The organism is Streptomyces albospinus (assembly GCF_014648695.1).
Taxonomy (GTDB): domain Bacteria; phylum Actinomycetota; class Actinomycetes; order Streptomycetales; family Streptomycetaceae; genus Streptomyces; species Streptomyces albospinus.
Map to the genome: position 1 here is coordinate 1 of NZ_BMRP01000039.1, position 17,240 is coordinate 17,240.

Sequence of the window (17,240 nt, forward strand, 5' to 3'; positions counted from 1 at the left end):
ACCGTGGCCAGTGCGGCGAGTGCGGCCGGCGCCCGGCCCGCCGCCGCGAGCACCGCGCCGATCAGCTCCAGCACCTCCGCCTCCGGGACGCCGCGGCGGGCGCCGACCCCGGCGACCAGCACGGCGGCGGGCCGCCCGGCGCCGGAGTCCGCCGCGCGGTGGCCGCCGTCCCGCCCCGGGCGGTTCACAGGGCGACGGCTCCCCGGCCGAACGCCACCCGTCCGTGGCGCCCCGCGACCACGGCGGTGATCCCGGCCGGTCCCACGGCGACCGGCTCGCCCGGCCACCGCACGCCCAGCGCCGCCAACTCGGCCTGCGCCGCCGGGGGATCGGGGTGGGTCGCGGTCAGCGAGACCAGCGGCAGCACCGGGAGCCCGGCGCCCGACGGATGCGGGGTGGTGCCCCAGTCGAGCAGGAACGGGGTGATGCCCGCGCCCGCCCCCGGCGGCGTCAGCTGCCAGGTGAGCCGGGTGCCGTCCGGCGTCCGGCGGGACATCGCGACCGGGGCGCCCGGGTCGTGGCCGCGCGCCCGCGCCGCGGCGACCCGGTCGGCGATGCCGGTCACCCGCACCGCCCAGGTCACCAGCCGCGGACCGGTCAGCGCGTCGATGCCGAACCACCGTGGCCGCTGCGGCGCGGACTGCTCCGGGTCCGGCCCGATGATCTCCAGGTACCCGCCGCCGCCCAGCCCCAGCAGCTCGTTGCGGGTGCCCCGCCCCGGGTGGCTGCCGCCCCGAACCGGCCGTATGCCGGTCAGTTCGGCGATCTCCGCGACGGTGCGGTCCAGGTCGGGGGTGGCGTAGACGAGATGGTCGAGGGTGCCGGGACCGCCGGGACCGCCGCCGGGGGCGCTCACCGGGCGTCTCCCGCGCGGGCCGCCGGCCCGCTCCGTGCCGCGCCGTCCACCAGCCGTACGGCCAGCGACGGTTCGGCGGCCCAGTGGACGTGCAGGTACGAGGCGTGCACCCCGCCCGCCACATAACCCTCCACGGCGCGCGCCGGGTGCGTCACGCCCCATGCCGGGGACGGACCGGCGCCCGGCTCCAGCGCCGTGCGGTGGAACTCGTGGCCGCGCACCCGGGTCCCGGCCACCGCCAGCGCGTTGTCCTGGAGCGCCACCGCCTCCCGGTAGCCGAGGGTCAGCCGCTCCGTCATCCGGGCGTCGGCGGGCAGCACCCCGCACATCGGCTTCCCGTCCAGGGACCGGGCGAGATACAGCAGCCCGGCGCACTCGGCGGTCACCGGCGCCCCGGAGGCGGCCAGCGCCGCCACCGCCGTCCGCAGCGGCGCGTTCGCCGACAGGTCCGGCGCGTACACCTCGGGGAAGCCGCCGCCGATCACCAACCCCTGTGTGCCGGGCGGTAGTTGCTCGTCATGGAGCGGGTCGAACGGGACCACGTCGGCGCCCGCCGCGGTCAGCAGCTCGGCGTGCTCGGCGTACGAGAAGGTGAACGCGGCGCCGCCCGCGACCGCGATCAGCGGCCGGCCGGCGGAGGCCGCCCCCGCGGACGGACCGGCCGGCACCGCCCTGATCTCGGCCGCCGGGTCCCACGCCCGCGCCGGCAGCTCCGGCACGTTCCGCGCCAGCGCCAGCAGCGCATCGAGGTCGCAGCCCTCGCGCACCCGCGCGGCCAGCTCCGCCACCGACTCCACCGCCTCGGCGCGCCGTTCGGCGACCGGCACCAGGCCCAGGTGCCGGGACGGCGTACGGGCCCGCCCGGTACGGCGCAGCGCACCGAGCACCGGCACCCCGGAGGAGCCCATGGCGTCCCGCAGCAGCTCCTCGTGGCGGTCCGAGCCGACCTTGTTGAGGATCACCCCGGCCAGCCGCACCTCCGGGTCCCACGACGCGAAGCCGTGCACCAGCGCGGCCACCGACCGGGACTGCGACGACGCGTCCACCACCAGCACCACGGGCGCCCGCAGCACCTTCGCGACCTGCGCCGTCGACGCCAGCTCGCCCATCCCGGACGCCCCGTCGAACAGCCCCATCACGCCCTCGACGAGCGCCAGGTCCGCGCCCGCCGCACCGTGCAGGAACAGCGGCGCGATCCGCTCCGGGCCGCACAGGTAGGCGTCCAGGTTGCGGCCGGGACGGCCGGTGGCCAGCGCGTGGTAGCCGGGGTCTATGTAGTCGGGCCCCACCTTGTGCGGCGACACCGTGAGACCGGCCTCGGCGAAGGCCGCCATCAGGCCGGTGGCCACCGTCGTCTTCCCGGCGCCCGAGGACGGCGCGGCGATCACCAGCCGGGGGACGGCGCCGCCGCTCATGACGTGCTCACCATTCGATGCCCCGCTGGCCCTTCTGCCCCGCGTCCATCGGGTGCTTGACCTTCGTCATGTCCGTCACCAGATCGGCGAAGTCCAGCAGCGGCTCGGGGGCGCCCCGCCCGGTGATGACGACATGCTGCGTACCGGGCCGGTCGCGCAGCACCGACACCACCTCCTCGGCGTCGATCCACCCCCACTTCAGCGGATACGCGAACTCGTCCAGCACCAGCAGCTTGTACGTCTCCGCGGCCAGATCCCGCTTGACCTGCTCCCAGCCCTCGCGCGCCGCCTCCTCACTGGACAGCGCGTCCCGGACGTTTCGCTGGACCCAGGACCAGCCCTCGCCCATCTTGTGCCAGGCGACGGTGCCGCCCTCCCCGGAGTCGCCGAGCACCTTCAGCGCCCGCTCCTCGCCGACCTTCCACTTCGCCGACTTCACGAACTGGAACACCCCGACCGGCCAGCCCTGGTTCCAGGCCCGTAGCGCCAGCCCGAAGGCGGCGGTGGACTTGCCCTTGCCCTGGCCCGTGTGGACCATGACCAGCGGGCGGTTGCGGCGCTGGCGGGTGGTGAGCCCGTCGTCCGGTACGACGGACGGCTGTCCCTGCGGCATTACGCGGCCTTCCTGTTGACGTGATCCCGGTCCCGGCCGGCGCTGCTGCCGCCGCGAACGGGCCTGCCCTGCACGGTCCTTACGAGCGCGGAGACGCTGTCCGCGCGCAGTTCGTCGAGGGTGACCGCGGGACCCCCCAGCTCCCGCGCCAGTTCGGCGGCCAGCCCCAGCCGGACCGGTCCCGCCTCGCAGTCCACGACCACCGAGGCGGTGCCCTCCGAGGCCAGCAGCCGCGCGGCGCGGTTGGCGCGGGCCAGCGGCCCGCCCGTCGCCCGACCACCGCCCCTGCCCGAGGCGCTGCGCGCCGCCCCTTCTGATGCGCCGGTGGCCCGACCGTCGGTCACCACCACGAGCAGCGGGCGCCGGGACGCGTCCCGCATCCGCTCCACCCGCAGCACCTCATGGGCCATCAACAGCCCCTCCGACAGCGGGGTACGGCCGCCCGTCGGCAGCTGCTCCAGGCGCGCCGCGCCCGCCTCGACGGACGACGTCGGCGGCAGCGCCAGCTCCGCTCCGGAGCCGCGGAAGGTGATCAGCCCGACCTTGTCCCGCCGCTGGTACGCGTCCAGCAGCAGCGACAGCACCGCCCCCTTGACCGCGCCCATCCGCTTCCGCGCCGCCATCGACCCGGACGCGTCCACGACGAACAGCACCAGGTTGCCCTCGCGCCCCTCGCGCACCGCCTCGCGCAGATCGTCCCGGCGCACCACCAGGCCGGGCCCGCGACGCCCGCGCGCCCGCTGGTGCGGTGCCGCGGCCTGCACCGTCGCCGCCAGATGCAGCTTGCCCAGGGCTCCTTGGGGCCGCCGCGAACCGGTCGTCCGGCCGTGCGCGGTACGCGCCCGCGACCGGCGGCCGTCCGCGCCCTCGCCCAGCCCCGGCACATCCAGCCGCCGGGTCCGGAACGGCTCGGCGGCGCCCACCGCGGGCTGCTCCCGGCCGGGCCCGGACCCGGCGGGCTCGGCCTCCGGCTCGCGCTCCGGGCCCTCGGGCCGGGCCGATGGCTCCTGCTGGCGCGGCAGATCGGGCCCCGGCGACTCCTGCGGTCCGCCGTCCTGAGGGGGCAGCCCGCCGGGGCCGCCATCGGGACCGCCGTCCGGACCGTTCGGCTCCGGGTCGTCGCCGCCGTCGTCCGGCTGCTGCCCGGCGGACTCCTCCAGCACCTCGTCGAGCCTGTCCTCGTCAAGTCCCGGCGCGTCGAAGGGGTTCCGCCGCCGTCGGTGCGGCAGGGCCAGCAGCGCGGCCTGCCGTACGTCCTCGGACCGCACCTCCGTACGCCCCGCCCACGCCGCGAGCGCACTCGCCGTCCGGGCCATCACGATGTCCGCCCGCATCCCGTCCACCTCGAACGCGGCGCAGGTCGCGGCGATCTGCCGCAGCGCGGCGTCCCCCAGCTCCACCGACGGCAGCACCTCCCGCGCCACCGCGATGCGGCGGCGCAGCTCGCGCTCCTCGTCCGCCCAGCGCGCCGCGAAGCCCGCCGGATCGTCGTCGTACGCCAGCCGGCGCCGGACGACCGCCACCCGCTGCTCCGGCTCCCGGGACGCCGCGACCTCCACGGTCAGCCCGAACCGGTCCAGCAACTGCGGCCGGAGCTCGCCCTCTTCGGGGTTCATGGTGCCGACGAGGAGGAACCGGGCGGCGTGCCGCACCGAGACGCCCTCGCGCTCCACGTAGGAGGCGCCCATGGCGGCGGCGTCCAACAGGAGGTCGACCAGGTGGTCGTGGAGCAGATTGACCTCGTCGACGTACAGCACGCCCCGGTGCGCGTCCGCCAGCAGCCCCGGCTCGAACGCCTTCACGCCCTCCGACAGCGCCCGTTCGATGTCCAGCGCGCCCACCAGCCGGTCCTCGGAGGCACCGACCGGCAGCTCGACCATCCGCGTCGGGCGGTCCTCGCCTGCCGCGTCCGCGCCGTGCGGGCCGTCGGGGCACCCCGGGTCCGGGGCGGCGGGCGCGCACGAGAAGCGGCAGCCGCCGACCACGTCCACGGCCGGCATCAGCTCCGCCAGACCGCGCACCATCGTCGACTTCGCGGTGCCCTTCTCGCCGCGCACCAGCACCCCGCCGATGGCCGGCGAGATGGCGTTCAGCAGCAGGCCCAGCCGCATGTCGTCCATGCCGACGACCGCGGTGAACGGGTACTGGGCCGTGTGCTGTGTCTTGTGAGTCGTTGTCATGCCGTGTCGTCCTCCACGTCGCCGGCCGCCTCCGGTCCTGTCCACTGCGTCCCCCTCACGGCGCCCCCGGCGGGACGAACGGCAGCCCCGCCGGCACCCCGCCTTCGATCAGCCGCAGCAGCGCCGCCGTGTCCGCGTGCTCCTCGATCAGATCCCCCAGCCGGTCCAACTGCTCCTCGCGCAGCGCGCCGAAGCTGGTGTCGGGGGCCGGTACGAACCTGCGGCCCGCCGCCCGCGCCACCTCCCGCAGGAACGCCCGCCGGAAACCGTCGCTCTCCAGCGAGCCGTGCCAGTGCGTGCCCCACACGGAGCCCACCCGGCAGCCGTCCAGGAAGGCTTCCCCACCGCCGACCTCGGCCACACCGTGATGGATCTCGTAGCCCTCGACGCGCTCCCCGAGCGCCTCGCCGACCGGCCGCGCCAGGCACTTCTCCCGGCCGAACCGGACGCGTACGGGCAGCAGCCCCAGCGCGTCCACCTTCCCCGCCCGCGACTCGACCTCGTCGTCGATGTGCTCGCCGAGCACCTGGAAGCCGCCGCAGATACCGAGCACCGGGCGGCCCTCGGCGGCCCGCCGGGCGAGCGCGTCCGCCAGCCCCCGCTCACGCAGCCAGGCCAGCGCCCGCACGGTCCCGCGGGTGCCCGGCACCACCACCAGGTCGGCGTCGGCGAGTTCCTCGGCGCGGTCCACGAACCGCACCACCACACCCGGCTCCGCCGCCAGCGCGTCCACATCGGTGAAGTTGGACATCAGCGGTACCGCGCACACCGCGACCCGGAGCACGTCCGTGCCGACCGGCGGCGCCACGACGGACTCGCGGACCGCGCCGCGCAGCGACACGCGGAGCCCGTCCTCCTCGTCGATGCCGAGCCCGTGCGCGTACGGCAGCACCCCGAACGTCCGCCGCCCGGTGAGCCCGCGCAGCATCTCAAGGCCCGGCTCCAGCAGGGACACGTCCCCGCGGAACTTGTTGACCAGATAGCCCGCGACCAGCGCCTGGTCCTCCTCGGACAGCAGCGCCGTGGTCCCGAAGAACGACGCGAAGACACCGCCGCGGTCGATGTCGCCGACCACCACGACCGGGATCCGCGCCGCCCGGGCGATGCCCATGTTGACGATGTCGGTCCGCCGCAGATTGATCTCCGCCGGGCTGCCGGCGCCCTCGCAGATCACCGCGTCGTACGTCCGCCGCAGCTCCGCCAGGCAGTCGGTCACCGTGCCGAGCAACTGCTCCCGACCGCTCCCGTAGGCCGCCTCGCCCGGGGACGCCGCGCCCGGCCCTGCCGCGGGCCCGGCCGTGCCGAAGTACCCGCGTGCGCTCAGCTCGCCCACCGGCCTGCCCAGCAGCACCACTTGGCTGCTGCGGTCGCTGCCCGGCTTGAGCAGCACCGGGTTCATCAGCGCCGTCGGCTCCACCCGTGCCGCCGCCGCCTGCATCGCCTGTGCCCGGCCGATCTCCGCGCCCTCGCGGGTCACGAACGAGTTCAGCGACATGTTCTGCGCCTTGAAGGGCGCCACCTTGACGCCCTGCCGCACCAGCCAGCGGCAGATGCCCGCCGTGACCACGCTCTTGCCCGCATCGGACGTCGTACCGGCCACCAGCAGCCCGCCACCGACGCCCCCACCGGGCCCCGTGCTCCGCCCGCTCAACGGGTCCTCCTCACGTCGTCACGCCCCGGCGGTACGTCGCCGCGAGCCGCCCCGCCACCGTCACGCCCAACGCCAGCAGGCTCACCCGCCGGGACAGCCGCACCGCCCGCTCGATGTCGGGCACCGCGGCCGGCCTCGCCCCGCCGTTGAGCACCGGGCGGTGCTCCACGCGCCCGCCGTACGCCAGCGTGCCGCCCAGCCGTACGCCCAGCGCGCCCGCGAACGACGCCTCCACGGGGCCCGCGTTGGGGCTCGGGTGCGCCCCGCCGTCGGCCCGCCAGGCCCGCAGCGCACCGCGCCGGTCGGGGCCCGCGAGCACCGTCAGGGCGGCGGTCAGCCGGGAGCCCGGCCAGCCGGCCGCATCGTCCAGCCGGGCCGCGGCCCAGCCGAAGCGCCGGTAGCGCGGCGACTTGTGACCCACCATCGCGTCGAGCGTGTTCACCGCCCGGAACGCCACCAGACCGGGCACACCGCCCACCGCGCCCCAGACCAGGGCGCCCACCACCGCGTCCGAGGTGTTCTCGGCGACCGACTCCACCACCGCGCGGGCCATCTGCGGCCCGTCCAGCGCCTGCGGATCGCGCCCGCACAGATGCGGCAGCCGCTCCCGCGCCACGTCCAGGTCGCCGGCCGCCAGCGCCCCGCCGACGGCCCGCGCCTCCCGCCCCAGCGACGTGCCGCCCAGCACGGCCCACACCGCCGCCGCGGTCAGCGCGACCCGCGCGCCGCGGCGGTCCCGGACGGCGCGCTCCAGCAGCGCCGCGCCGACGGCCGCGCCGCCCGCGCACAGCACGGTGTGCGCCGCCCCGTATCCGCGGTGGTCGCGCCACAGCCGGCGCTCGACGGCGCCCGCGGCCCGGCCGAACGCGGCCACCGGATGGCCCCGTCGGGGATCCGCCGCGATCAGGTCGCCGAGAAAGCCGAGGGCCGCGCCGCACGCGTACCCCGCGTGTTCGCCGCGCATCGGATCAGACCGCCGTCACGCCTCGAAGGGACCCCGCGCGAGCGGGGAGTGAACGTCTCGTACGGCGGCATCGCGAACGGCAGCCCGGCATGGCGGTATGTCCTCACTCAGGGTCCGCGCCCTGGCTCGACGTGACGGCGACAAGAGTCTCCTGGCTCCCCGGATCGGCGCCTCCCCCGGCCTTCCAGCCCGCGAGCGGCACCCGTGGGTGACCCGAGCCGTGACCTTCTCTGGAGGAGCGCTCCCCGGTGACAGTGGCGGGACCGCGCCGGATTCTCACCGGACTTCCTCAGCTGTCGCCGATTGGCCCGGGCAGTCCACCACGCCCCGCGAAGGCCCGTCAACTCACCCTTGACCTGCACCGCAGCCCCCCCCGCAGGACCTGTGTCACAGACCACAGGGTGGTGCCCGTGTCACGCACGGTTGCCCACGGGGCTGATCCCGCGTCACTATCTGAGGCACGGCGGGCGATGGGGCCTGCCGGAAGGGGGCCGGGGGATGCCGGAGAGCGCCGCGCGGGACGACGTCAGGGAAGCGACCGGAGACGAGATCCGCATCAGGATCACGGGCACCAACAATCCGCACCAGGACATCGAGGATCTGAAGGCGTGGCTGGAGCGCGAGCCCTGGCTGGCGCAGCGGCGGCACGACTGGGACCGGCGGCCCCGCCCGGCGGACGAACGCGCCCCGCAGGCCGCCGGCGACGCACCCGACCTCCACGACATGGCGGTGGGCGTCGACGACCTGGTCCTGGTGGTGGTCGGCGCGGTGGTCACCGAGATCACCAAGTCGCTGGGCATCGCGTTACGGGAATGGCTGCGGCGGCGCAAGGAGGCGCGTGAGGAGGGCGAGCAGCCCCGCGTCTCCGTCGGCACCGGCGCCGGCCTCCGCCAGATCGACGGCGCGGGCCCCGGGCGGCCCGACCCCGCAAGCCCGGCGGACGAGGGCGGCAGCACCGGCGAGGACTGACCCGGATGTCCGAATACGACGCACGGGGCAAGACCAACCGGGCGCTGCTGATCTGCGTCCACGACTACGAGACGCACCCCGCCCTGCCCGCCGTGGAGGCCAACGCCGACGAGCTCAAGCGCGCGCTGACCGGCCCCGGCACCGACCTGTTCACCGCGGACGAGGTCGTCATCTGCCGGCCCCGGGAGCCCGAGGAGCTGAGCCGGGCGCTGAAGAGCGTCGCGGACGAGGCGCGCGGTCTGCTGCTGGTGCACTTCTCCGGCCACGGCTGGGTCGGCAGCGACGGCGGCGACCTCCGGCTCCTGGTCGGCGCCTCGGACCACCGGCACCGCCACACCACGGTCTCCTGGCAGGACGCCGTCCTCTCCTGCCTCGACAGCGCACGGGCCGACCGCATCGTGGTCGTCCTGGAGTGCTGCTACTCCGGCAACGCCGACGGCGCCTTCCACGCCCTGCGCAAGCCCATGTCGCTGCTGATGGCCGCGCAGCCCAACCGCCGGATCTTCAGCGGCGACGAACCCGCCGGCGGCACCCTCTTCACCCGCGCCGTGGTGCGGATCCTCGAAGAGGGCATCCCCGGCCGGCGGTTCGTCACCTTCGAGGACCTGGCCGGGGCGCTGCGCGAACGGCTCGCCGACGAGCGGACCCCGATGGGCGAGGTCTGGGAGCCGCGCGCCGCCAAGCAGAACACCCTCGACGACGTCATCCTCTCCTTCGCCACCCCCGAGGACCCGCTGCCGACCCCGGCGCGGATCCGCCGGCGCCGCTGGATCAACCAGCACATCGCCCGGCCGGTACGGCGCCGGCTCAGGCTCCTCGTCGCACTGTGCACCGTCCTCGTCCTGGCCGCCGCCGGGCTGATCGCCCACCGCGTGCTGAGCCCGCTCCCGGACTGCCCGCCCGCGCTGGAACTGCGGCTGCTCACCGCCCCCGAGGCCGAACCGGCGCTCCGCCAGGCCGCGTTCGCGTACGAGATGTCCGCCGCCAACACCCGTCCGCTGGCCGGCGAGGGCGACCTCCCCGACGGTTGCCGCCGGGCCCAGATCACCGTCTACTCCGCCGCCGAGGACCAGATCGACCAGGGCTTCGCCGCCGCCGACCGCTGGCAGGGCGAGGCCCGCGGCGGCACCGGCCAGGGCGACGGGCAGGGGAAGGACGCGGCCAAGGGCGCCGACCCCCTCTACCGGCCCGGACCCCAGCCGGACCTCTGGATCCCCGAATCCACCGCCGACTACGAAGAGGCCCGCCGCGGCATGCCGCCCAAGGGCTCCCCGGCCACCCTGCACGACACCGGCCCGGTCGCCTACAGCCCCCTGGTCGTCGGCATCCCCGCGAGCGGGCGCCCGGACAGCGTCGAACAGGTCGCCTCCTGGCAGGACCTGCTCGCCGGCACCGACAGCCGGCACGGCGACCTCAGGCTGCTGCGCCCCAGCCCCGTGCTCTCCGGCACCGGCCTGCTGCACACCCTCGGCCTCTACCTCGCCGGCGACGGCCTGCGCATCGACCCGTCCAGCTCCCTCGACCCCGCCCGAGTCCGGGACGCCGAGAGCCGGCTGACCGCCCCGGGCAGCCAGTACGCCGGCAGCACCGAACTGCTCTGCTCGCTGCGCCCGGACGCCGGACCCGACCGGCCCGGCAGCGGCCGGGGCGCCCGCTCGGCACCGCTGGTCTCCGAGAAGGCCCTCGCCGACTACAACCTCGGCCACGCCACCGGCAGTTGCCCCGCCCTCGCCAAGCCGCCGGCCCCCGGCGACCGGTACGTCGCGTACTACCCCAAGAACGTCCCGGCGCTCGACCACCCCCTGATCCGGGTCGACTGGAGCGGCGCCGCCGACGCCCCGACCCGGCAGGCCGCCGTCGCCCGCTTCGCCGACTGGCTGCGCGATCCGCACGGCGGCCGTCCCGTCCTCTCCCGCCAGGGCTACCGCGGGGTGCCGGGAAAGGACGGCACGGCGCCCCGCCCCGCGCCGGGCTCCCCGCTCCTCGACACCGCCGCCGACATCGACCTCGACGCCCCCGTCACCCCCTTCACGGCCGGACCCGACCAGGTCGGCCGGGTGCTGGCCGGCTACGACAAGGCGCAGCGCGCCAGCCGGCTGCTGATCCTCATGGACACCTCCAGCTCGATGGCCGACGGCGGCAAGCTCACGGTGGCCACCGCCGCGGCCGACCGGATCCTGGGCATGGTCGGCGCCCGCCACACCTACGGCCTGTGGACCTTCCCGGACCGGACGCACCCCGGCGACCCCTATGCCGTACGCCCGGTCGTCCCGCTCGGCAGCACCGACCCGGCCCCCGGCAAGGCCGCTCTCGACCGGATCGCCAAGGGCGGACTGGTCGACCACGGCGCCCCGATGGAGGAGGCGCTGACCACCGCGGTGACCCAACTGAAGAAGCCGGACGGCGGCGACGACGGCACCAGCGGCAACAGTGCAATCGTGTTGCTCCTCGACGAGGACGACGGCGCCGCGGGGCGCGCCGCCGGAGTGGAGCAGAAGCTCACCGAACTCCTCAAGAACGGGCCCCCGGTGCCGGTCCTGACGGTGGTGATGGGCCGGTTCGGCTGCGACACCTTCGCCCTCCAGGGGCTGGCCCACGCCTCCAACGGCCAGTGCGTGCCCGGCGGTCCGGACGCGCCCGAGCTGCTGGCCGGACTGGTCGCCTCGATCGGCTCCGCGGGCACGGGGGACCGATGAGGGTCCGCGCGGCGCTGCCCGCCGCCCTCCTCGCCGGGCTCGTGACCGCCGCGTCCGGCGGCTGCACCTCCGGACCGCTGCCGCTGCCCGAGGAGGGCCCCATCGTGCTGGCCACCGGCAGCGACCTGAGCAGCTCCGGGGTCCGCCAGGACCTCATCCACGCCTGGGAGCAGCGCACCGGCCGCACCGTACGGATCGTGAAACTCCCCGACACCGCGGACGGCCAGCGCAGCCAGCTGCTGGCCGCCGGCCAGTCCGGCAACAGCGGCTACGACGTGCTGAACATCGACGTGGCCTGGACCGCGGAGTTCGCCGCGGCGGGCGTCATCCGCCCCTGGGACGCGAGCCTGGACGGCGACTTCCTCCCCAGTGTCGTCAAGACCACCCGGTACGACGGCAAGATCTGGGCCGTCCCCTTCAACACCGACGCCGGGCTCCTCTACTACCGCAAGGACATCCTGCACGACTACGGATACGACCAACCCCCCAGCAACTGGGGAGAGTTGAAGAACATCGCGGTCCAGGTGGCGGACGCCTACAACCGCAAGGCCAAGGCCGCCGGGGCCGCCGCCGGCGGTGGCACGAAGGCCCCGGCCGCCCCCACCCTGTACGGCCTGGTCGCCCAGCTGCGCCCCTACGAAGGGCTGACCGTCAACACCCTGGAGTCCGCCTGGGCCAACGGCGGCGACCCGGAGGCGGCCAGCTTCGCCAAGGGCGAGCAGGTCGGCTCGCTCCAACTCGGCGTCACCGCGCTCAAGGACCAGCTCGACTCGATCATGCCGCACGAGGCCACCGCGATGGACGAGACCGAGAGCCGCCGCTGGTTCGCCGACGGCCGCGCGCTCTTCATGCGCAACTGGCCGGTGGAGTACGCCTCGGTCGCCGAGAAGCTCAGGCCCGGCGTCCAGTTCGACGTCGCCGAACTGCCCGGCCGGCCCACCGACGGCCGGCGGATCTCCGTACTGGGCGGCCAGAACCTGGCGGTCTCCGCCGACAGCACCCGCCCGGCCGGCGCCCGGTCGCTGATCGAGGCGCTCACCGACCCGAAGAGCGAACGCTGCCTGCTGGAGCGCGGATTCGCGGCCACCCGCGCCTCGGCCTACCGCACCGGCGCCACCACGCCGCGCTGCCCGCTGCCGCCCGGCGACGCCCAGCGCGGCGAACACGGCGCCACCGGCCGGCCGCCGGTCCCCCCGGGCCAGGAGCCGCCCTACACCCGGACCCTCTACGCGGCCCTGCGCGCCGCCGAACCGCGCCCGCGCAGCGCCCACTACCAGACCTTCAGCAAGGTCGTGCAGATCCGGGTCTCCGAATACCTGAACAGCACGGGCGGTACGGCCATCGCGGACGAGCTGGCCCGGGAGGCGGACGAGGCCCTCAGCGGACGCACCGGCTGAGCGGCCGGCCCCACGCCGGAGCGGACCTCACGCCGGGCGGGAAAGCGGACCTCACGCGGGGGCGGAAAAGGGGAACGAGGCGCCCGATGGACGCCTCGTTCCCCTTCGCAGTGGAGGCCGTGCGCTCAGGTGGCCACGATCAGATAGATCCCGTACGCCACCGCCACCGCGCACAGCGCGAAGGCCGCCATCGCCCCGGCCCGCGCGCCCGCACCCGGTGCCGTGGCCGCGGTCGCCGCGCCGTCCGCGGCCGGCTTGCGGGACGTCCCCACGATTCCGACGGTGAACAGGCCCACGATCCCGACCGTCACCACGAGGGTGACGCCGAAGACCTGGCCGAGAGCTGCCCAGTCGATGTGCATGGTGTGTTCGTTCCTTCGGTGAGGGCCGCTAGGACGTGGCTGTCGCGGGCTGTGCCGGCTGTGCCGGTTGCGCGGGCGGGGTGGCGGCTTCCGCCGTGGTGGCCGCCGGGGTCACCGTGCCTGCCGGGGGAGGGGAGACGGTCTGGAGTGCGGCGGTGACGACACCCACCGGCTCCGCGGCCGGACCCTCGTTGACGTTGGTGTGGTCGATCGGCTTGCGCCTGGCGGCCGCCCAGATGCCACCGCAGACCGCGAGCGCGAGCACCGCGACGGCGGCGACGCCCCAACTGCCTTGGTCGGCCAGGAACGCGGCACCCGCCGAGACCAGACCGGCGGCCGGCAGCGTCAGCGCCCAGGCGGCGACCATCCGCCCGGCCGTGGACCAGCGCACCACGCCGCCCTTGCGGCCCAGCCCGGAGCCCATCACGGAACCGGAGCAGACCTGGGTCGTGGAGAGCGCGAAGCCGAGGTGGGAGGAGGCCAGGATGGTGGCCGCGGCGCCGGTCTGGGCGGCGAAGCCCTGCGGCGGCTGGATGTCGGTGATGCCCTTGCCCATCGTGCGGATGATCCGCCAGCCGCCCAGGTACGTGCCGAGCGCGATGGCCAGACCGGCCGAGGCGATGACCCACATCGGCGGGTCGGAGTGCGGTGCGATGACCCCGCCGGTGATCAGCGCGAGGGTGATCACGCCCATCGTCTTCTGGGCGTCGTTGGTGCCGTGGGCCAGCGAGACCAGGGCGGCCGAGGCGATCTGCCCGGCGCGGTAGCCCTTGGCGGTGTCCGCCTCGCGGCGCCCGCGGGCCAGCCGGTAGGTGAGGCGGGTCGCGGCCATCGAGGCGAGACCCGCGACGAACGGCGCGGCCACCGCCGGGATCAGGACCTTCATGACGACGGCCTCGCCGTGCACCCCGCCGGTGCCGACGGAGACCACGGTGGCGCCGATCAGACCGCCGAAGAGGGCGTGCGAGGAGCTGGAGGGGAGTCCGGCGAGCCAGGTCACCATGTTCCAGACGATGGCGCCGACCAGACCGGCGAAGATCACTTCAGGTCTGATGCCGGCACTCTCGTCGATGATGCCGCCGGAGATGGTCTTGGCCACCTCCACGGACAGGAATGCGCCGACAAGATTGAGCCCCGCCGACATCGCCACCGCGGCCTTGGGTCGCAGTGCCCCGGTGGAAATGGTGGTGGCCATTGCGTTGGCCGTGTCGTGGAAGCCGTTCGTAAAGTCGAACACCAAGGCCGTGACGATCACGATCCCGATGAGAAGCGTGATGTGTTCCATTCACCCAGGCAATCAGCTCGATGGTCAGTGTCGATCGGGACCGTACGGACGGTGGGTGAACGGAAAGTGAACTCGGCCGGGCGCCGCGATGACGCCACCGCAGTGTTCACGCGGAGGCGTCCCACGAGCCACCTCCGCCTCATCCGTCCGCAATCTTCTTGAGGTAATCCGGGGTGGTTCCGTTCCGGCCGTACCTCCGGCGCGTGGTGGTACGGATCACCGGCCGGCGAGGTCACGGCCAGGGCGGCGGGCGGCCGGCGGCGGGTGGTGCGGACACACGTCATGGGACCCCCTGGGCGATGACATGCGAGGGGTGCGGTCCTCTCGACGTTAAGGGATGATCGCCGCAAGATGGTCGATATCTGGCCAATCGCCCTCAGCGGCACAGTTATCCGCATGCGGCGGATACCGGGCAGACGGTGCCCTGGCGTACAGTGCCCCGGCCTGCCCGTACGGTGTCGTGCACCGCAATCGCCTTTCTGCTGTTTCTGCCGCACCGCGCCGGAGGACGTCATGAAGGACCACCCCGACCACCTCGCCGCCGCCTGGAGCGAGCTCGTCGCCACCGCCCGCCGCACGGTCGCCGACGGCCTCGTCGTCGGCACCTCGGGCAATGTCTCGGTACGCGTGAAGGACCTCGTCCTCGTCACCCCCAGCGGGGTCCCCTATGACCAGCTCGGCCCCTCGGACACCACCGCGGTCGACCTCGACGGCCGCCAGATCATCGGCCGACTCCGCCCGACCAGCGAACTTCCGATGCACCTGGCCCTCTACCGGAGCACCCCGGCCACCGCGGTCGTGCACACCCACGCGCCGAACGCCACCGCCGTCTCCACCCTCGTCCCCGAACTCCCGCCGATCCACTACATGGCCGCCGCGCTCGGCGGTCCCGTACGCGTCGCCCCCTACGCCCTCTACGGCAGCGACGAACTGGCCGCCAACATGCTCCGCGCCCTCCGCGACCGCACCGCCGCCCTCCTCCAGAACCACGGCACCGTCGCCTACGGCGCAAGCCTCGGCCAGGCGCTGGAGCGCACCGCCCAACTGGAGTGGATGTGCCGGGTCTGGCTCACCGCGAACTCCGTGCCCGGCCACACCCCCAGCCTGCTGTCGGCCGCCCAGCTCGACGCCGCGGGGGACCGGCTGCGCGGCTACGGCCAGCGCAGCAGCCACCCCGCATAGCACCCGGCGCGGGCCCGCGCCGGGTGCATCGCCGCTGGTCCGGCGGGCGTCCGGGCCGCCCGGTGGCCGGGTCCGGCGGCGCTGCGCACACTGGGAAGGTGCGACTGGGAACCGTGGCGGCGGCGACCGCCACCACCGTGATCGGTGCCGGTGCCGCCGCCGTGGCGGTCGGGCGGTACGCCAGCGATGTCGCCCTGAAACCGTCGGCCAGCCATCCGATCCCCGGCGACTCCCGCCTCACCGTGCACTCCGCCGACGGCGACCACATCATCCTCACCCGCAGTCTCGCGTCCCTGCGGCCCGGCATCTACGGCCTCGCCGGCGCGGGCTGCCACGCCGTCGTCGGCCCCGTCGTCCACGGCACCGCGCACCCCCCGGACGCCGTCGTCCGCCGCCTGGAGCGGGTCACCCACGGCACCCTGCGGCCCGGCACCCGGATGCGGATGACCCCGCAGGTGCACATCGGCAACCCCCACGACGCCCTCGGCCTCGCCTGCGCCGACGTCGACATCCCCGGCGAACTCGGCCCGCTGCCCGCGTGGTTCGTGCCCGGAGTCCGGGACACCTGGGTCATCACCGTCCACGGCCTCGGCACCACCCGCGAACACCCCATGGTGGTCATGCCGTTCCTGGCCCGCCACCGCCTGCCGGTCCTCGACCTCGCCTACCGCAACGACCTCGGCGCTCCGCACTCCGCCGACGGCATCCACCACTTCGGCGACGCCGAATGGCGCGACCTGGACGCCGCGATCCGCTACGCCGTCCGCTACGGCGCCCGCGCGGTGATCCTGCACGGCTGGTCCACCGGCGCCACCATGGCGCTGCGCGCCGCCGCCAACTCCGCGCTGCGCGACCGGATCTCCGGGCTCGTCCTGGACTCCCCGGTCCTGGACCGGCACGCCACCGTCCGCGCGCTGGCCGCCGCCCGGCACGTCCCGCGCGCCCTGCTGCCGCTGGTCGTCCGCGCCGCCGAGGGGACCACCGGACTGCCCGTGGACCGCCCGGCCGACGCCCCCGACCCCGAGGTGCTGGAGGCCCCCACGCTGCTCTTCCACGGCCCCGGCGACACCGTCGCCCCTTGGGCGGCCTCCCGCGACTTCGCCGCCCGCCGCCCCGACCTGATCACCCTTCAGCCGGTCCCGCACGCCCCGCACGCCGCGATGTGGAACGCCGACCCGGACCACTACGAAGAGATCCTGCGCCGCTTCCTGACGCCGCTGATGTAGCGGGTGCGGCCGACGGGGGGCGCCGGCCGCCCGGGCGCCCGCCGGGGCGCCGCCCCCGCGTCGGCGACCGGATCGTGACGTCGGGGCGTACGGAGGGACAACTCCCCATATCAGGGATGGGTCGGCGGGATGGCGCGGGCCCAGGAGACCGCAAGCAGGGTTCCGATTGGGCTTTCGGGCCGTCAGCGGCAAGACTGCTCCTGTGACGTCCCGTACTCCGCGCGACTCCCGGCTCCGACTCGTCCCACGCCAACCGATTGCCGCCGCCCGCCGGGCGGTGAGCACCCGGGCCGCCCGCCCGGCGCCCCGCCCGCCCGAGGGCACGCCGCCGCCCGCGGAACTGGCCCGCCAGGCCCGTGCCGTACTGGCCGGCGCGGCCCGGCTCGCCCGCTGGGCCGACGGCGCCGCCGGCACCCTGCGGGCCGGGGCGGACGGCGCTCTGCC

14 protein-coding genes, 1 pseudogene and 1 riboswitch are annotated in these 17,240 nt (G+C 75.3%); of the genes and pseudogenes, 6 read left to right on the forward strand and 9 right to left on the reverse strand.

The genetic code is table 11. The features are described 5' to 3' along the window. The 7 genes from IEZ17_RS32950 to IEZ17_RS32980 all read right to left on the reverse strand — a co-directional run. Positions 1–188: cobalamin biosynthesis protein (locus tag IEZ17_RS32950; protein ID WP_189306632.1), on the reverse strand; the 188-nt coding region annotated here is incomplete at its 3' end. Continuing rightward, the gene (locus tag IEZ17_RS32955; RefSeq protein WP_189306634.1) at positions 185–856 is read right to left on the reverse strand and encodes a VOC family protein; all 672 of its coding nucleotides are present in this window, start codon (positions 854–856) and stop codon (positions 185–187) included. The genes IEZ17_RS32950 and IEZ17_RS32955, both read right to left, overlap by 4 nt. Beyond that, the gene (locus tag IEZ17_RS32960) at positions 853–2,271 is read right to left on the reverse strand and encodes a cobyrinic acid a,c-diamide synthase CobB (RefSeq protein ID WP_189306636.1); all 1,419 of its coding nucleotides are present in this window, start codon (positions 2,269–2,271) and stop codon (positions 853–855) included. Before IEZ17_RS32960 ends, IEZ17_RS32955 begins: the two co-directional genes overlap by 4 nt. Positions 2,272–2,278: 7 nt before the next feature. Further along, on the reverse strand, positions 2,279–2,884 hold the full coding sequence (gene cobO, locus IEZ17_RS32965; protein ID WP_189306638.1) for a cob(I)yrinic acid a,c-diamide adenosyltransferase: 606 nt from the start codon (positions 2,882–2,884) through the stop codon (positions 2,279–2,281). Continuing rightward, complete coding sequence (locus tag IEZ17_RS32970; protein ID WP_189306640.1) at positions 2,884–5,064, reverse strand: putative cobaltochelatase; 2,181 nt, start codon at positions 5,062–5,064, stop codon at positions 2,884–2,886. The genes cobO and IEZ17_RS32970 overlap by 1 nt, the downstream gene beginning before the upstream one ends. 55 nt (positions 5,065–5,119) lie before the next feature. Continuing rightward, positions 5,120–6,715 carry a cobyric acid synthase gene (locus tag IEZ17_RS32975; RefSeq protein WP_189306642.1) on the reverse strand — a complete coding sequence of 532 codons (1,596 nt, stop codon included), beginning with the start codon at positions 6,713–6,715 and terminating at the stop codon, positions 5,120–5,122. A 10-nt stretch (positions 6,716–6,725) separates the two neighbouring features. Then, positions 6,726–7,679 carry a cobalamin biosynthesis protein gene (locus IEZ17_RS32980; RefSeq protein ID WP_189306644.1) on the reverse strand — a complete coding sequence of 318 codons (954 nt, stop codon included), beginning with the start codon at positions 7,677–7,679 and terminating at the stop codon, positions 6,726–6,728. A 145-nt stretch (positions 7,680–7,824) separates the two neighbouring features. Beyond that, positions 7,825–7,969, reverse strand: a riboswitch (cobalamin riboswitch). A gap of 208 nt (positions 7,970–8,177) precedes the next feature. On the opposite strand from IEZ17_RS32980, the gene IEZ17_RS32985 reads away from it, so the two are divergent. The 3 genes from IEZ17_RS32985 to IEZ17_RS32995 are packed head-to-tail and all read left to right on the forward strand — an operon-like array spanning position 8,178 to position 12,741. Next, positions 8,178–8,648 (forward strand): hypothetical protein, encoded by a 471-nt coding sequence (locus IEZ17_RS32985; RefSeq protein WP_189306646.1) that lies wholly within the window; start codon positions 8,178–8,180, stop codon positions 8,646–8,648. A gap of 5 nt (positions 8,649–8,653) precedes the next feature. Further along, positions 8,654–11,344: a vWA domain-containing protein gene (locus tag IEZ17_RS43975; RefSeq protein ID WP_189306648.1), complete on the forward strand. Its 2,691-nt coding sequence runs from the start codon at positions 8,654–8,656 to the stop codon at positions 11,342–11,344. Next, positions 11,341–12,741, forward strand: coding sequence for an extracellular solute-binding protein (locus IEZ17_RS32995; protein ID WP_189306650.1), 1,401 nt, complete (start codon positions 11,341–11,343; stop codon positions 12,739–12,741). The genes IEZ17_RS43975 and IEZ17_RS32995 overlap by 4 nt, the downstream gene beginning before the upstream one ends. 125 nt (positions 12,742–12,866) lie before the next feature. Here IEZ17_RS32995 and IEZ17_RS33000 read toward each other — a convergent pair whose 3' ends face one another. Both IEZ17_RS33000 and IEZ17_RS33005 read right to left on the reverse strand, forming a co-directional pair. Next, the gene (locus IEZ17_RS33000) at positions 12,867–13,103 is read right to left on the reverse strand and encodes a hypothetical protein (protein ID WP_189306652.1); all 237 of its coding nucleotides are present in this window, start codon (positions 13,101–13,103) and stop codon (positions 12,867–12,869) included. Between the two features lie 28 nt (positions 13,104–13,131). Further along, positions 13,132–14,388, reverse strand: coding sequence for an inorganic phosphate transporter (locus IEZ17_RS33005; protein ID WP_189306655.1), 1,257 nt, complete (start codon positions 14,386–14,388; stop codon positions 13,132–13,134). A 513-nt stretch (positions 14,389–14,901) separates the two neighbouring features. Here IEZ17_RS33005 and IEZ17_RS33010 point away from each other — a divergent pair. The 3 genes and pseudogenes from IEZ17_RS33010 to IEZ17_RS43220 form a co-directional block, all read left to right on the forward strand. Beyond that, complete coding sequence (locus IEZ17_RS33010) at positions 14,902–15,570, forward strand: class II aldolase/adducin family protein (protein WP_189306657.1); 669 nt, start codon at positions 14,902–14,904, stop codon at positions 15,568–15,570. Positions 15,571–15,668: 98 nt separating this feature from the next. Further along, entirely contained in the window at positions 15,669–16,796 is a 1,128-nt protein-coding gene (locus IEZ17_RS33015; protein ID WP_189306658.1) for an alpha/beta hydrolase, read from the forward strand. A gap of 202 nt (positions 16,797–16,998) precedes the next feature. Further along, positions 16,999–17,240 (forward strand): annotated as a pseudogene (locus IEZ17_RS43220) (hypothetical protein); the annotation flags it as partial.

Bases quoted from the DNA above. Each gene is read 5' to 3' on its own strand.
- IEZ17_RS32980 (WP_189306644.1), bottom strand. From the start codon at position 7,679: ATGCGCGGCGAACACGCGGGGTACGCGTGCGGCGCGGCCCTCGGCTTT.
- IEZ17_RS33000 (WP_189306652.1), bottom strand. From the start codon at position 13,103: ATGCACATCGACTGGGCAGCTCTCGGCCAGGTCTTCGGCGTCACCCTC.
- cobO (WP_189306638.1), bottom strand. From the start codon at position 2,884: ATGCCGCAGGGACAGCCGTCCGTCGTACCGGACGACGGGCTCACCACC.
- IEZ17_RS33010 (WP_189306657.1), top strand. From the start codon at position 14,902: ATGAAGGACCACCCCGACCACCTCGCCGCCGCCTGGAGCGAGCTCGTC.
- IEZ17_RS32970 (WP_189306640.1), bottom strand. From the start codon at position 5,064: ATGACAACGACTCACAAGACACAGCACACGGCCCAGTACCCGTTCACC.
- IEZ17_RS32960 (WP_189306636.1), bottom strand. From the start codon at position 2,271: ATGAGCGGCGGCGCCGTCCCCCGGCTGGTGATCGCCGCGCCGTCCTCG.
- IEZ17_RS33005 (WP_189306655.1), bottom strand. From the start codon at position 14,388: ATGGAACACATCACGCTTCTCATCGGGATCGTGATCGTCACGGCCTTG.
- IEZ17_RS32985 (WP_189306646.1), top strand. From the start codon at position 8,178: ATGCCGGAGAGCGCCGCGCGGGACGACGTCAGGGAAGCGACCGGAGAC.
- IEZ17_RS32995 (WP_189306650.1), top strand. From the start codon at position 11,341: ATGAGGGTCCGCGCGGCGCTGCCCGCCGCCCTCCTCGCCGGGCTCGTG.
- IEZ17_RS43975 (WP_189306648.1), top strand. From the start codon at position 8,654: ATGTCCGAATACGACGCACGGGGCAAGACCAACCGGGCGCTGCTGATC.